General features: G+C 53.4%; 12 protein-coding genes. 11 read left to right on the forward strand and 1 reads right to left on the reverse strand.

Features of this window, described 5'->3' with window-relative positions:
- The first annotated feature begins 16 nt into the window (after positions 1 to 16).
- The 4 genes from fabF to ftsY all read left to right on the forward strand — a co-directional run bounded on the left by fabF (position 17) and on the right by ftsY (position 6,804).
- Positions 17 to 1,255, forward strand: a complete 1,239-nt coding sequence (gene fabF / locus E2980_RS14685; protein ID WP_135152932.1) for a beta-ketoacyl-ACP synthase II — start codon at positions 17 to 19, stop codon at positions 1,253 to 1,255.
- A 78-nt stretch (positions 1,256 to 1,333) separates the two neighbouring features.
- Positions 1,334 to 2,026, forward strand: coding sequence for a ribonuclease III (gene rnc / locus E2980_RS14690; protein ID WP_135152933.1), 693 nt, complete (start codon positions 1,334 to 1,336; stop codon positions 2,024 to 2,026).
- Positions 2,027 to 2,065: 39 nt separating this feature from the next.
- Positions 2,066 to 5,647 (forward strand): chromosome segregation protein SMC, encoded by a 3,582-nt coding sequence (smc, locus tag E2980_RS14695; protein WP_135152934.1) that lies wholly within the window; start codon positions 2,066 to 2,068, stop codon positions 5,645 to 5,647.
- Positions 5,648 to 5,799: 152 nt separating this feature from the next.
- Entirely contained in the window at positions 5,800 to 6,804 is a 1,005-nt protein-coding gene (ftsY, locus tag E2980_RS14700; protein WP_135152935.1) for a signal recognition particle-docking protein FtsY, read from the forward strand.
- A gap of 66 nt (positions 6,805 to 6,870) precedes the next feature.
- On the opposite strand, the gene E2980_RS14705 is transcribed toward ftsY, so the two are convergent.
- Positions 6,871 to 7,050 carry a hypothetical protein gene (locus tag E2980_RS14705; protein ID WP_135152936.1) on the reverse strand — a complete coding sequence of 60 codons (180 nt, stop codon included), beginning with the start codon at positions 7,048 to 7,050 and terminating at the stop codon, positions 6,871 to 6,873.
- A 77-nt stretch (positions 7,051 to 7,127) separates the two neighbouring features.
- On the opposite strand from E2980_RS14705, the gene E2980_RS14710 reads away from it, so the two are divergent.
- The 7 genes from E2980_RS14710 (at position 7,128) to E2980_RS14740 (ending at position 15,956) form a co-directional block, all read left to right on the forward strand.
- Positions 7,128 to 8,087: a helix-turn-helix transcriptional regulator gene (locus E2980_RS14710; RefSeq protein ID WP_240703041.1), complete on the forward strand. Its 960-nt coding sequence runs from the start codon at positions 7,128 to 7,130 to the stop codon at positions 8,085 to 8,087.
- Positions 8,088 to 8,697: 610 nt separating this feature from the next.
- Positions 8,698 to 10,302 (forward strand): PucR family transcriptional regulator, encoded by a 1,605-nt coding sequence (locus E2980_RS14715; protein WP_135152937.1) that lies wholly within the window; start codon positions 8,698 to 8,700, stop codon positions 10,300 to 10,302.
- Between the two features lie 38 nt (positions 10,303 to 10,340).
- On the forward strand, positions 10,341 to 11,666 hold the full coding sequence (locus E2980_RS14720) for a 5'-deoxyadenosine deaminase (protein WP_135152938.1): 1,326 nt from the start codon (positions 10,341 to 10,343) through the stop codon (positions 11,664 to 11,666).
- A gap of 17 nt (positions 11,667 to 11,683) precedes the next feature.
- On the forward strand, positions 11,684 to 12,736 hold the full coding sequence (locus E2980_RS14725; protein ID WP_135152939.1) for an XdhC family protein: 1,053 nt from the start codon (positions 11,684 to 11,686) through the stop codon (positions 12,734 to 12,736).
- Entirely contained in the window at positions 12,696 to 13,352 is a 657-nt protein-coding gene (locus tag E2980_RS14730; RefSeq protein ID WP_167747138.1) for a nucleotidyltransferase family protein, read from the forward strand. Before E2980_RS14725 ends, E2980_RS14730 begins: the two co-directional genes overlap by 41 nt.
- Entirely contained in the window at positions 13,300 to 14,835 is a 1,536-nt protein-coding gene (locus E2980_RS14735) for an ABC transporter ATP-binding protein (RefSeq protein ID WP_135152941.1), read from the forward strand. The genes E2980_RS14730 and E2980_RS14735 overlap by 53 nt, the downstream gene beginning before the upstream one ends.
- Positions 14,832 to 15,956, forward strand: a complete 1,125-nt coding sequence (locus E2980_RS14740; protein ID WP_135152942.1) for an ABC transporter permease — start codon at positions 14,832 to 14,834, stop codon at positions 15,954 to 15,956. Before E2980_RS14735 ends, E2980_RS14740 begins: the two co-directional genes overlap by 4 nt.
- The last annotated feature ends 14 nt before the right edge of the window (positions 15,957 to 15,970 follow it).

The following is a 15,970-nucleotide window of genomic DNA, read 5'->3' on the forward strand; positions in this document are numbered from 1 at the left end:
AAGAGGTGAATTGGTTTTGACACAGCGTGTTGTAGTCACGGGAATGGGGGTCGTCACGTCCCTCGGATCCGATTTGCCTACGTTCTGGAACAACTTATTGAACGGTAAATCGGGAATTAGCCTAATAGAAGCATTCGATACCACTGAATATACAACGAAGATAGCAGCAGAAATCAAGGATTTCGATCCTGGCGCATATATCGACAAGAAAGAATCCCGCAAGATGGACCGCTTCGTGCAATTCGGCGTGGCGGCCAGCAAACTCGCCGTCGAAGACGCAAAGCTCGTCATCGGCGAGAATGCCGACCCTGAACGGGTTGGCGTCGTCGTCGGTTCGGGAATCGGCGGATTAGGCACTTGGGAAGATCAGCATACTGTGCTGATGGAGAAGGGGCCTCGCCGCGTGAGCCCGTTCTTTATCCCTATGATGATCGCGAACATGGCCAGCGGCCAAGTTTCGATGATCACCGGCGCCAAAGGCCCGAACTCCGCAGCCGTCTCGGCTTGCGCGACGGGAACGCACTCCATCGGCGATAGTTATAAAATGATTCAACGCGGCGATGCCGACGTTATGATCTGCGGCGGCGCGGAAGCGACGATCCGCCCGATCGGGATGGCGGGTTTCTGCTCCATGCGGGCGATGAGCACGCGCAATGACGAGCCGGAGAAAGCGAGTCGGCCGTTCGACGTGGAACGCGACGGTTTCGTTATGGGCGAAGGCGCGGGCGTACTTATTCTAGAGTCGCTTGAGCACGCTCAGAAGAGAGGCGCTCGCATCTATGCCGAAGTCATTGGCTACGGGATGAGCGGAGACGCCCATCATATGACCGAACCGGATCCGGACGGCGCTGCCCGTTGCATGAAAAAGGCGTTGAACGACGCCGGAATCGCCCCGGAAGCCGTCCAGTATATCAACGCTCACGGTACATCGACTCCGGTTGGAGACCAATCGGAAACGATGGCGATCAAGAAAGCTTTCGGCGACCACGCTTACAAGCTTGCGGTCAGCTCGACGAAGTCGATGACCGGTCACCTGCTCGGCGCTGCCGGCGGCGTGGAAGCCGTTATTCTGGGGTTAACGCTTCAGAACGGCGTTATACCGCCGACTGCAAACCTCGACAATCAAGATCCGGAGCTCGATCTGGATTACGTACCGAATAAGCCGCGTGAAGCGGACGTGCAAGTGGCATTGTCTAACTCGTTCGGGTTCGGCGGCCATAACGCGACCATCATCATGCGTAAATACGAAGCCTAATAAGCGCGTGAACGTCGACGCAGGCGGCATATGCTGCCTGCGTCGGTTGTTTATGCGGCGCAATTGAGGTGAGAGAAGATGACAGACGTATTTAAGGAATTTCAAGAACGCATCGACATGACATTTCGGAATCCGGCATTGCTCAAGCAAGCGTTCACTCATACTTCCTACGTGAACGAACAGCGGGGCCCCCGCATTGCCGATAACGAGCGGCTGGAGTTTCTAGGCGATGCCGTACTGCAACTAACGGTTTCGGAGTATTTGTACCGGCTGTATCCGGATTCTCCGGAAGGGGAATTGACCCGTTTGCGGGCGAGTATCGTCTGCGAACCATCGCTTGTCCGTTTTGCCGAGACGCTCGAATTCGGGCAGGTCGTGCTGCTCGGCAAAGGGGAGGAGCAGACGGGAGGCCGAACGCGTCCGTCTTTGCTTGCCGACGCTTTCGAAGCGTTCCTAGGCGCTCTATATTTGGATCAAGGATTAAACGCCGTGCGTACTTTTCTTGACCGTCATTTATTTTCCGCGTTGCCCCGTGACGGGCAAACTCCGCTTAAGGATTTCAAGACGGAACTGCAGGAGAAAGTTCAGCAACTGTCGATGGGGGCTCTTGATTACCGCATCGTGGAGGAGCGGGGTCCCGCCCATGATCGCGAGTTCGTCGCCGTCGTGGCTATCGGCAAGCAGCGGCTGGGCACGGGGATAGGACGATCTAAGAAGGAAGCGGAGCAACAAGCGGCCTCGCAGGCGCTTGCGACATTTCCGAAGGCGTAACTCGGTTAACCGAACGACTCGAGAGGAGATATTATCCTTATGTTTTTGAAAAGAATCGAGCTGACCGGTTTTAAGTCATTCGCGGACCGGACCGAGCTGGAATTCGTACGGGGCATCACCGCGGTAGTCGGACCGAACGGCAGCGGCAAAAGCAATATTTCCGACGGCATTCGCTGGGTACTTGGCGAACAGAGCGCGAAATCGCTCCGCGGCGGCAATATGCAGGACATCATTTTCGCGGGCAGCGATACCCGGAAGGCCGTAAATTTCGGCGAGGTATCCTTGACGTTGGACAATATGGACAAGGCATTGCCCCTCGACTTCAGCGAAGTGACGGTGACCCGCAGAGTTCACCGGAACGGGGAAAGCGAATATTTGATCAACAAACAACCATGCCGGCTCAAGGATATTACGGAGCTGTTCATGGATACGGGAATCGGCCGGGAAGCGTATTCGATTATCGGACAAGGCCGCATCGAGGAAATCTTGAGCACGCGTTCGGAGGATCGACGGGGAATTTTCGAAGAGGCTTCCGGGATCGTAAAGTACAAAAGCCGGAAGAAGGAAGCCCAGAAGAAGCTCGAGGATACCGAGAATAATTTGCTGAGGATTCATGACCTCGTCAGCGAGCTTAATGGCCAGATCGAGCCGCTTAAGGAGCAATCGGAGAAAGCCGAAGCCTATAAAACGCTAAAAGAAGATTTGAAAAACAAAGAAATCGCGCTGTACGTTCATCAGATCGAGGGAGTGCATACTTCCTGGACGCAAACGAACGAGAAGCTAGCGGTTCTTCGCGATGAACAATTGGGTTTATCCACATTCGTAAGCAAACATGACGCGATCCTCGAGGAAGAACGTCAAGCGCTAGTTCAACTGGAGGAATTGTTGGAGAAGCTCCAGGACGAGCTGCTTCGTTGCAGCGAGGAAACCGAGAAATCGGAAGGCTACGTGGAATTGCTTAACGAACGCCGCGGTCACCTGGAGCGTACTCGCAAAGGGCTGCAGCAGTCGTTGACGTCAGCCGAAGAGCGGTTCGAGCTAACGACCGCCGAGGATGCGGCGTTAAAGGTGAAGAGAGCTCAGTTGGAGACGGAATTGTCCGGGTTCTCCGCTAAGCTTGCCGACGAAGAAGACAGATTGGCGTTGGCGGACGGAAGCACGGAAGTCGAAGAGCGCTTGAAGGCCGAGCTGTTCGATACGCTGAACGCGATGGCGCAAGCGCGTAACGATATCCGCTACGGCGAAGGCCAGCGGGAAGTGTTGGAACGCAGGGTTGCCAGGATCGCGGAAGAGGAAACGAAATGGCGCGAGCAGATGGATGCCCTTCAGGCCAAGCGCGAGCAGCTCGAGGAGAGGATAGCGGCCGTAACGCGGGCGCTTACGGAAGTTCGCGACCGCTACGTTGCGGAAGGGGTCCGATCGGGAGAACTGCAACGGAAGGTCGAGGAAGCCCAGGCGTCCGTACGCCGGTTCGAACAGAAGAAGGAAGCTCTAGTGTCGCGAAGGGACACGATCAAAGAGCTTCAGAATGATTATGACGGCTTCCAACACGGAGTCCGTGAAGTGCTCAAGGCATCGAAAAGAGGCAATCTGCACGGCGTTCACGGTGCCGTGGCAGAGCTCGTCAGCGTACCGGGTCATCTGGAGGTCGCTATTGAAACCGCATTGGGAGCGGCGCTGCAGCATATCGTCATGGAAGACGAGAAAAGTTCGCGTACGGCTATCGCCTATTTGAAGCAACGTCAATCCGGACGGGCTACGTTCCTCCCGCTCGATGTCATCCGGGCAAGAAACTTGCCGGATAGCGACCGCCGCATATTAGAGCAGGCCGAAGGCTTTATCGGCGTGGCTTCCGAGCTTGTCGGCTCGGAGCCGAAATATTCCGCGATCGTCAGCAGCATGCTTGGAAACGTGATTATCGCCGAGTCGCTGGAGCTGGCTAACCGGATTGCTTCCAGGCTGCAATACCGTTTCCGCGTCGTAACGCGGGACGGCGACGTCGTGAATGCCGGGGGTTCGATGACGGGCGGTAGTCTCCAGAAGAAGTCTTCCAGCTTGCTTGGCCGCCAGCGGCAATTGGAAGAGCTGGAGCGAGAGATCAAGGAAGCGGAGACGGCAAGAGAGCGGGCTAAAGCGGAAACCGACGATCTGAAAAAAGAGCTAGCCCAAGTCGCTCAGAATATCGAACAGCTTCGCAATCAAGGGGAGCAAGAACGCTTGAAGGAGCAGCAGGTATCGGGAGAAAGCGGGCAACTCTTGCAAGACGAGAAGCTGCTCGAGGAGCAACGGGTCGCGATGCTGGGAGAGAAAGCGGCTTTCGATGCGGAAGCCGGCGGACTGAACACCAGCAAAGAGGAAGCAGAGGCGCGGCTTGCCGCACTTACGGATGAAGAGCAGCGTATTCAGAGCCGAATCCGCGAGGCCGAGGATCTGCGGCGCAAGAGCGCTTCCGCGAAAGAGGAGCTCCAAGCGACGCTTACTGAGCTGAAAGTATCGATAGCGCGGTTGGAGCAAGATCGAACCGCCGTCGACGAGCAGATCGGCCGTCAGCGTGCCGACTTGCAACGCATAACCGCAGAAAGAAAACAATTCAAGGAATCCTTGGAGCATAACGACGCGGAAACCGCCAGAACGGTGGAAGAGTCGGTAGAGCACAGGGAACGCTTGAACGAATTGCGCATACAGAAGAAACAATTTACGGAAAATATCGAATTCAAACGGGCGGACCGCGCAGAGAAGCACCGCGAGCTGGAACGCAAGGAAGGCGAGACGAAGGAACAGCGCGCGAAGCTGAGAAACGTCGAGGAAGGCTTGCGCCAAGCGGAAATCGCGGTTAACCGGATGGATGTAGAACTTGATAATCTGCTGCGCAAATTAACCGAGGAATACGAAATCGGCTTCGAGCTCGCCAAGGAGCGTTATCCGGTTCCGGAGGACATTCTGGCTACCCAGAACGAAGTCCGCGACATGAAACGGAAAATATCCTCGCTTGGCGACGTTAACTTGGGGGCGATCGAGGAATACAAACGCGTATTCGAGCGTTTCCATTTCCTGTCGGAGCAAGAAAACGACCTCATCGAGGCGAAGACGAAGCTGCATGGCATTATCCGCGAGATGGATGACGAGATGTCCAAACGCTTCCGTACCACGTTCGAGGAGATCCGGAAGCATTTCGTGGTCGTGTTCTCCCGGATGTTCGGCGGCGGCCGCGCGGATCTCGTTCTGGTGGAGCCGGACCGTCCGCTCGATACGGGCATCGACATCGTCGCTCAACCGCCCGGCAAGAAACTGACGAACCTGCAGTTGCTTTCCGGCGGAGAGCGGGCGCTTACGGCTATCGCGCTTCTGTTCGCGATATTGAACGTCAAACCGGTACCGTTCTGCGTGCTGGACGAAGTCGAGGCGGCGCTGGACGAAGCCAACGTAGCGCGATACGCGCAATACATGCGCGAGTTCTCCGATTCGACTCAATTCATCGTCGTTACTCACCGTAAAGGAACGATGGAGGAAGCGGACGTTCTATACGGGGTCACGATGGAAGAGGGCGGCGTTTCGAAGCTCGTATCCGTCCGTCTGGAGGAGACGGAAGAGATGACGGCACCGGCTACTGCGACGGCATAAAACTCTGCTCGCGTAGAGCAGAATAACGGCCCGTGGCACCGCTATTTTCACGAAATCGGGCCTTGCAGACGAAATAACGGCCTGTGGCACCGCTATTCGTCTGAAAAATACAAACAAAACAATGGATTAGCAATAGGTTGGAGGGAACGCAAATGAGTTTTTTCAAGCGTCTTAAGGAAAGCATCGCCTCCAAAACCGAAGCGGTCACGAGCAAATTCCGAGAGGGATTGTCAAAGACGCGCGACGCGTTCGTCGGTAAAGTGGAGGAGTTGTTCAGCCGGCGCAAGAAGATCGACGAGGATTTTTTCGAAGAGCTGGAAGAAATCCTGATCGGAGCCGACGTTGGCGTAAATACGGTAATGGGTTTGATCGACGAATTGCGCGCGGAAGTGAAAAAACGCAAAATCGAGCAGCCGTCCGAACTTCGCCCAATTCTATCCGAGAAGCTTGTGGGGATGCTACAAGGTACTGGAGAAGAGGTCGGCATCAAGGAGAACCCTAACGGCATCACGGTTATATTGTTCGTTGGAGTGAACGGCGTCGGCAAGACGACGACGATCGGAAAGCTGGCATGGCGTTATAAGCAACAAGGCAAGAAAGTGTTGCTGGCGGCGGGAGACACTTTCCGAGCGGGCGCAATCGAGCAATTGGAAGTGTGGGGCGGACGCGTTGGAGTCGATGTCATTAAGCAGGAGTCGGGTTCCGATCCTGCCGCCGTTATGTTCGATGCCGTTCAGGCGGCCAAAAAACAGAACGTCGACCTTCTCATCTGCGACACCGCGGGAAGGCTCCAAAACAAAGCCAATCTCATGGAAGAGCTGGCCAAGATCCACAGAGTCATCCAGCGCGAAATTCCCGGCGCTCCGCATGAGACATTGCTTGTCCTGGATGCGACGACCGGTCAGAACGCCCTTCAACAAGCCAAATTATTCGGCGAGAAGAGCGGGGTTACCGGTTTGGTGCTAACTAAGCTCGACGGCACGGCTAAGGGCGGAATCGTCATCGCTATTCGCAACGAGCTGTCCCTGCCGGTTAAGTTTGTCGGGTTAGGCGAGAAAATGGACGACCTGCAGCAGTTCGACGCGGATCAATTCGTTCATGCTTTGTTCGCGGGACTAGCAAGCGCCGAGGAGTCGGATATCCCGGATAACGACTAGCTCTATAATATACAAAACAGATGACCTCCGATAAATTGGGGGTCATCTGTGTTAATGTTTACTATTTTATCGCGAAGATGCAGTAGGTTCGGTGTTGCTCATCGTAAAATACCCTTTGCCGATTCGCTCAATATCGTTGTCGGTTGCCAGCCTGACAATAAAAGCTTTGCCTTTGATCCATATGATTTCTTCGTCTTGCGAATCCAATAGATAGTCCTCGAACGGCAGTTTGTTAGTTTTGTTCATATTCGCTCCTCTCGCGTTTATTCCGTCGAGTTAGTGACGGTAGACAACAGTATAGTTTATGATGAATTAGAAAGCTGTTGAATATTGTCTTTCACAAAGTTTTCATAACCGGAGTGATCGCCATCAAATTAGAACGTTTGATATCCATTACTTACGCATTGCTGAACAACGAAGTCATCTCCGCCTCGGAGCTGGCGGATAAATATCAAGTATCCCAGCGTACGATATACCGCGACATAGAAGCGATCGGCGCCGCCGGAATTCCAGTTGTCTCTTATCAAGGCGTTAACGGAGGCTTCGGGATAATCGAGGAATACAAGATGGATAGAAGTCTCTTGCGGACGGACGATATTCAATCTTTGATCACCCTTCTTCACAGCACGGCCACCGTGTTCAAGGATGTTCGGGCAGAGGAAACCCTGCATAGGCTTCAGACGATAAGGCAAGGAGATCCTAATCCCAGCCTCTCGCTTGATTTCGGAAGCTGGAGAACTAACAATCATATGCTCTACTTGCTCCGTAAAGCGGTTGAAGAAGAAACCGTCATTCGCACGGATTACACGAATGCCAACAATGAGCGAACCACTAGAGTCATCGAGCCGGTCAGCTTGCACTTTAAGTACTACTCTTGGTATTTGCATGGGTTTTGCAGAGAACGTAATGATTACAGGGTTTTCAAATTATCCAGGATGACGGATGTTCATATTTTGCCGGAGCGGTCAAGAAAAAGCCATGCATCAGCTCCGAGAGACATCTGGAACGATTTCAGGCCGGAGCCGGATATCGGCATTGCCGTGATCGTTGTCTCTGGGAGCTCGGTAGCCAAAGCGCTGGATATTTTTTACGGGGATGAAAGGCAATTCAACGAAGATGGCTCGCTGACATTTACCACTTCGTTCAACGCAAAAGATCCCGAGTGGTTGATGTCCGTGATACTGGGATTCGGCGACAACGCGGTCGTGCTGCAACCGCCTCCGCTAAAACAGCTGCTTCGCGAAAAAATCGAAAAAATGCTTCGGCGATATTCCGAAGTATGACAATCAGCTGTCATACTTCATCTTCTATGATGTTCCTATCGGGAACGCATAGAGGAGGAAACGGGATGCATCATCACCACCATAACCTTGAAGAGCAGATCCGCCAGCAACGCCGGCGTATTAATTTCATCGAAAAGAACGCATGGAAATGGAATGTACAGCGAACGAGCGGCTTAAAAAGGCAGATTACTTTTCTTTTTAATCTTCTAACATCATAGTTCGCTTGCGCAACCTTAAAACGCCCTTTAATCTTGGCTTTGCCAAAAAGGGCGTTTTTCCTTTGTCCGCTCTTAAAGGTGTATTTTAACTAAAATCCAACGCATGTGTTATGTAATCTAACAAATCATTTCGCATAACGTTGATGGAGCGGGATAAATAAACATAAAATGAAGCATTATCTTATCATTTTTGCAACGCGCCTTTTAAATGAAGCGACATGGCGAACTCAAATCGATTATAGAATAGTAAGAAACGCCAGATTTATGTAACAATACATGACATTGTTATTGCAATAGAACAATTTTACCCCTAATATGTTATATATATTTACATACAATTCACATAATTTCTCTTGTCTTGTATAGATTTGCTTGCTAAGGGGGAGACGGCCATGTATTTGACAGTCGAGCAGGCTTTAACCGTATATCCGCTTTCGGAAGGAAAGCTAATCGCAGGCAGCACGGGAATCAACCGCGTCGTCAAATCCGTTAACGTCATGGATGCGCCCGACATTACGGATTGGATCAAGGAAGGCGAGATGCTGCTTACGACGGCGTACCTCTTGAAAGACGATCCGGAAGATGCCTTAAAGCTTCTTAATAAGCTTAATGAATGCGGCTCCGCCGGTCTCGGCATCAAGCTCGGCAGATTCTGGAGCTCCGTTCCCGTTAACTTGGTCGAGCAGGCGAATGAGCTTGGGTTTCCCCTAATCGAACTCCCGTATCAATTTACGTTTTCGGATCAGATGAACGGCTTGTTTCAAGCGGAAATCAAACGCAGCACGGGTCTGCTGCAGGACGTATTGAACAAACAAATCCGTTTAATGAGATTCGCGCTTCAGGCAGAGCCGATTCATCGGTTGTTCGAAGCGGTGACCGACGTCATCGGAGATCCGGTTGCCATAATCGGCTCCAGAGGTCAGTTAGTGTACAACTCGTCGAACGTGCCCGAAGACGTCCTGCTTTCGGAGCGTCAATCTTCCCATCACTCCAAATGGGTCAAACAGAAGGATTGGCAAGCCTACAGAGTTCCCCTTATGAAACAAGAGCAATGCACGGGATATGCGATGTTCTTCAACTCCCGGTTGTTCCTTTCATCGATCGAAGAAAGCTTATATCTGCAAGCCGCGGAGCTGCTCTCCTATCATCTTAATTTTAACTACGAAGATTATTTCGAGCATTCCGTCCAGAAGGATTTCGGACTCCTCATTAAACGCCATCTAAAGCACGGACTTCCTATCGAGACGGTAATGGAATACGAGCAACGCTGGGAAATCGATCTCTTCAAGCAGCCTTATCGCTGCGTAATAACGGATTTCCCTCTGTCGACCCAAACGGAAGTCCGAATGGAGAAGCTGGAGTTTCTGAAAAAAGAATATTTGAGCCATACCCGGCTGCAGGAGATGAAAGGGATCCATCTCGTCATTGACGAGGGAGTTCTCTCCTTGTTCCCCGATCGGACGGAGGATGGCGGAGAAAGCTTGCTATCGGCGCTTGATTCTTGTTTCTCGGGTAAGGCGGATCGGGCGGAACGGCCCATTGCCGCGATCAGCAGCCGCAAGAAAAAGCCGGAGCAGCTGTTCGAATCCTTCGACGAGTGCCGCGAAACCCATCGGCTGGCGAGGGATTGGGGAATGAACGAACGGCTTCTTAAATTCGAGACGCTCGACATGGCTTTTATTTTCGAATCCGTGCCCAAGGAAAAGATGAAAACGTATTGCGACCGTTGGCTTGGAGGGTTGCTGGGCAGGGATCCGGAATACGTGCAGGAAATGATGAGGACACTGGAAACATACCTTGACAATGACGGTCAATTAAACGAGACGGCCAAGCGGCTCTTCATCCATCGCAATACGGCCACATACCGGATAGAGAAGCTAGGAGAATTGCTCGATGTCGACTTTAAGCGAATCGACGATTTATTGAGGTTAAAGATGGCATTCCTATTCAGGCGACTATTGAGTAGGGAAAACTCGTCGACAGACCGCATACGGTAAAAGAAGCGGCAATAGCAGCTGGGAGGAGACGATAACCCATGGCAACGAAACTAATCCGCAATGCGGTCATCATGACGATGAATGCCGGCAACGAGGTTTTGAAGGGTGACATCGCGATCACGGATAACGTCATATCGGCGATAGGAGCGAATTTGGACGTTCAAGCGGACGTCGTTATCGACGCGGGAGGTAAAGTGCTGCTGCCGGGGTTTATTCAAACGCATATTCATTTATGCCAAACCTTATTCCGGGGCAGAGCGGACGACTTGGCTTTGATCGACTGGCTGCGCCAGAAAATATGGCCCTTGGAAGCCGCGCACGATGAAGACTCGGTCTATTATTCCGCATTGCTTGGGTTAGGAGAACTGATCCGCAGCGGAACGACGACGATCCTCGACATGGAGACGGTCCATCATACAGAATATGCCTTCCGGGCAATCGAGGAAAGCGGGATGAGGGCTTTATCCGGCAAGGTTATGATGGATCATGGCACGGAGGTGCCCCTGGCGCTGCAAGAGGAAACGGATAGCTCCCTGCGTCAAAGCGTCGACCTTCTGGAGCGGTGGCACGGAGCAGCGAACGGTCGGATTCAATATGCGTTCTGCCCGCGGTTCGTCGTATCTTGTACCGAGGAGTTGCTTATCGGGGTACGCGACTTATCCGAGCAATACAAGGTAAAGGTGCATACGCACGCCTCGGAAAACTTAGACGAGATTGCGTTGGTCGAAGCGGAGCGGGGAATGCGTAACGTTGTTTACTTGGACCATATCGGACTTGCAAAGCCTAACTTAATCCTGGCTCACAGCATTTGGCTGAACGATGAGGAGAAGGGAATCATCCGCGACCGAGGGGTGAAGGTAACCCACTGTCCGGGCTCTAACATGAAGCTTGCCTCCGGAGTCGCCCAAGTGCCGGAACTTCTGAGGGAGGGCATAGCGGTCGGAATCGGAGCGGATGGCGCTCCCTGCAACAATAATTTGGATATGTTCCAGGAAATGCGCTTGACCGCCTTTATCCAGAAAATCCAGCACGGTCCGACGGTCATGGACGCGAGGACCGTGCTTCGGATGGCGACGATGGGCGGAGCGGAAGTGCTAGGCATGGAAAAGGAGATCGGAAGCATCGAGGTGGGGAAGTTGGCTGATTTGCAGCTGCTCGATCTGGAAGATTTCCATGCGTATCCTTCCTATGACGCGGATTTGTTCTCCAGAGTCGTCTATGCCGCTACTCGGGGCGACGTGGATACGGTTCTGATTGACGGAGAGATCGTCATGCAGGGCAAGATCGTTCGCACTGTCGATCGCAAGCGGGTGTTAAAAGAATCGGATCGCGTGCTTAAAGAGCTATTGAGCAGAATCGGTTAGAGAACGGAGGCGATGGAATGGATGGAATGGATGGATACTCGATCTTGTCCTACGCCCATCGCGTAGGAGAGCCGGCCGTGCTTGCCACCCTCGTTCATGCGGAGGGGCATTCGTACCGTAAAGCGGGGGCTGCGATGCTGCTCTTGCCGGATGGCGGCAAAGTCGGGAGCTTAAGTCCCGGCTGCTTGGAATCCGATCTGCAGGAAAGAACGCAAGAATTGCTGCAATCGGGCGAAGCCGAGCTAGTCGCTTATAATATGCGGCCTGAAGAGGATGCCATCTGGGGCGAAGCGATTGGCTGCGGAGGAGTAATACGTATTCTGCTTGAACCGATGGGCGATCAATGTCTCAACTCGCTAGCGGAAGCATATCACTCCGTGTCGGCGGGGGCTGAAGTTGAAATGATTCGGTATTCGGCCGGACGAAAACTACGCTATGAATTCAAGAAAATATCGCAGCGACAGTCCGCGGCTTCTTTAACCAAGAGCGGGCAGAAGCCGTTATTTTCCACCATTTTCAAACCCAGAACGAGGTTGTTCGTTTACGGGACGGATGAGGGTACCGTACCGATCGCCCGAGCTGCAAGCCGAATCGGTTTCCGCGTAGCGATAGGGGATTGGCGATCGACTTTATGCCATTCCGGGCGGTTTCCCGGCGCGGAGCTGGCGGTCGGTTCGCCCGAGGCGATCGTGAGCTCGCTTAATATACGGTCATCCGACTATGTATTGATCTGCAGCCATCAGATGCGCAAGGATCGCGAGATGCTAGAGCTGTTATTGCCTTTGAAGCCGGCATACTTGGGTATTATGGGTTCCAAAAATAGAATTAAGCATTTAACGAACGGACTTCCGGCCGAGGGCGTGGTTAGCGCTCCGGTCGGCTTGGATATCGGGGCGGAAGGTCCTGAGGAAATCGCGGTTAGCATCGCTGCGGAGCTGATCGCGGTAAGGAACAGCCGGCGAAGAGAGCGTGAGGTGAGCGGCATTGCGTATCGTTGGGATTTATATGGCGGCGGGACAGAGCAGGAGAATGAAGGTTCCCAAGCTTTCCTTGGAGCTTGCGCCAGGTAGCCGTCTTGGATCGATCGCCCTGAATGAAATGATCGGTTGCGATCGTCTGGATTCGATAACCGTCGTCGTAAGGGAGAAAGACGAGTTGAATTGGATGCCGCGGGAATCGCCTCTTGCGGGGGCGAAAAACGCAAAGCTGCGCATTCTTCCTTGTCCAAGAGCTGCCGACGGGATGTCCTATTCTTTACGAGAAGGGCTGCAGGATGCTTTATCCCTGAATCCGGACGCGATCTTGATCGTCCTTGCGGATCAACCCTTTATCTCTTCGGATTTGCTAGATAGGCTAGTTGCCGCCTATGTTGCCGAACCGGATCTGGATTTCGTCGCTTGCGCGGGCGAAGCAATCGGGAAACCGCCTGCCTTGTTCGCTCCTTCCATGTTCCCTGGACTAAACAGGCTGGAAGGAGACATGGGAGCAAGAAAGCTGCTCGCCTCTCCCGATTACCGGGGGAAGCTGGTGCAGGTTGCTTCGGAGCTGGTATTCGCGGATATCGATACCCCCTTTGATCTGAAGGAAGCGCGCTGTCACTGGATAGATTCGAGAACGATAGGAGGCGGTGGATATGAAACCAACGGTGTCGGTGGAAATGCGCCAAATCTGCAAGCAATTCGGTAAGGTGGCGGCGAACGATCACGTTGATTTTAGCGCCAACGCGGGTGAAATCCACGCGCTCCTCGGAGAGAACGGGGCAGGCAAGAGCACGATGATGTGCATGTTGTCGGGCGTATATCGTCCGACAAGCGGAGATATCCGCTTATTCGGCAAACCGGTTAAAATCCGTTCGCCGAAGGAAGCTTCTCAGTTCGGAGTCGGAATGGTATTCCAGAACTTCCGTCTCGTTCAAACGTTAACCGCCGCGGAGAACATCGTTCTCGGCGAGAAGTCGTCGTTCTGGCGCGGCGCGAGATGGATGAAAGAGAAGCAAGAGGAGATTCGCGGGATATCCGAGAAATTCGGCCTCGCTTTCCCGGTCGATCGTCCAATCTGGCAATTGTCGGTCGGGGAGCAGCAGCGCGTCGAGATCGTCAAGACGCTTTACCGCGGCGCGAGTCTTATTATCTTGGATGAGCCTACTTCCGTGCTAACGCCGGGAGAAGCAGACCAGCTGTTCCTGACGTTGGAGAAGCTGAAGGCGGAAGGCAAGACGATCATCCTGACGACGCACAAGCTGAAGGAGGTCATGGCCGTCGCGGACCGAATATCGGTCATGCGCAAGGGCCGAATGATCCATACGGTCGATAAGAACGATACAAGCGAGCGGGAGCTGGCGCAGATCATGGTAGGCAAAGAGATTTCTCCGCCTCGCGAGTTGTCGAAGCGCGAGAGGGGCGAATCCTTGCTCAGCGTACAGCATCTGGATGTCTATGTCGAACACGGGCGCAAGGCGCTTGATCATCTTTCCCTTGAAGTCCATCAGGGAGAGATCGTTGGCGTAGCCGGCGTTGCCGGCAACGGGCAGAAGGAGCTCGCCGAAGTGCTCTCCGGTCTCCTCCCGTGGAAGAAAGGGCGAATCGTGTTTAATGGTCGGGAAATGAAAAACGCCTCCGTTCGCCATGCGATCGAATCGGGTATCTCCCATGTTCCCGAGAACCGGATGAAAAGCGGGTTAGCGGGGAGCTTAGGCGTCGTGGATAACTTGCTGTTCAAATCCTACCGGACGAAGGAGCGTTCATGGCTCGGTTTCCTGCGTATCGGACGCAACCGGCAATGGTCGCAGGAGCTGGTCGAACAGTTCGACGTTAAGACGCCGGACTTGGATACGCCGGTACAGCAGCTGTCCGGAGGCAACCAGCAGAAGCTGCTGTTCGCCAGGGAAATTCATCGCCAGCCGCTGTTAATGATCGCCGTGCATCCTACGCAAGGCTTGGACATCGGCGCAACGGAGGGCGTGCACCGTCTGCTCGCGAACTTGCGCGATTCCGGGAAATCGGTGCTGCTCATCTCGGAGGACTTGGATGAGGTGATGCAATTGTCCGATAGGGTACTCGTGATATACAACGGAGCCATTATCGGCGAGATGTCCCGAGAGGAAGCGGATCGGGAACGGATCGGGCAATACATGGCAGGTCTTCAAGACAACGGGGAGGAAGCGGTATGAGCGAACAACCGGTGACGGGAGAGGTTTCCCTTAAACAAGGCGAAACTTCCTCATCTTCTACATTCATTCGTCTTCCGTATCGGTTGGAGTACGATCCGAGCAAACGAATTAACGTCTGGCGAGTGACGATATCTTCTGTCGTGCTGGCTTTGGTCGTCTGCGGGATATTCATCGCAGCAAACGGGATGAATCCTTTTCCGGTATACAAGAAGCTGCTGTCCGGGGCTTTCGGAAGTACTTTCGGGCTGACCGAGACGCTGGTTAAATCCATTCCGTTGCTTTTATGCGGGCTAGGCGTTTCGATTGCTTACCGGATATCGGTATGGAACATCGGCGCGGAGGGGCAGTTTGCCGCAGGGGCAATAGCCGCGACGGCCGTTACGATTTATTTTCCTGATTTGCCGATCTATTTCAGCATTCCTTTTATGATTGTTTTCGGGATCGCGGCGGGTGCCTTCTGGGGTTTGCTGACGGCGATACCGCGGACTTATTTCCAGGTCAACGAACTCATAACTTCCTTAATGCTCAATTATGTAGCATTGCTTGCGCTGAATTATTTCGTGTTCGGCCCTTGGAAAGACCCGAAGGGATTTAACTTTCCCGGTACCCCGGTCTTTAACGCAGCGCAGTCGTTGCCCGTACTCGGCGATACGCGACTGCACTTGGGTCTTCTCTTTGCGATTATCGTGGTCGTTCTCTACGCTTTCACGATTCGTTATACGCGATGGGGGTATGAGCTGCGGTTAATCGGCGCGAATGCGGAAGCGGCCAAGAACGCGGGCATCCGTATTTCTCGCCACATTATCATCGTAATGCTCATTAGCGGCGGGTTAGCCGGTCTTGCAGGGATGAGCGAGGTGTCCGGAGTTACGCACCGCCTTATGTACGGGATATCCCCGGGGTACGGATATACGGCCATTATCGTGGCTTGGCTCGCCAAGCTGAATCCGGTTGGGCTTGTCGTATCATCGTTCTTATTCGGCGGCTTGATCGTAGGCGGGTATAGCGTCCAGACGTTAGGACTGCCTTCGTCGATATCCAACATGCTGCAGGGCGCGATTTTGTTTTTCTTGATCGCGGGCGACACGATCGGCAAATATCGGCTAAGGCGGAACGGTTAAGGGGGCGGATAAAC

Origin of the sequence: Cohnella luojiensis (assembly GCF_004564235.1) — a bacterium.
Classification (GTDB): Bacteria; Bacillota; Bacilli; order Paenibacillales; family Paenibacillaceae; genus Cohnella; species Cohnella luojiensis.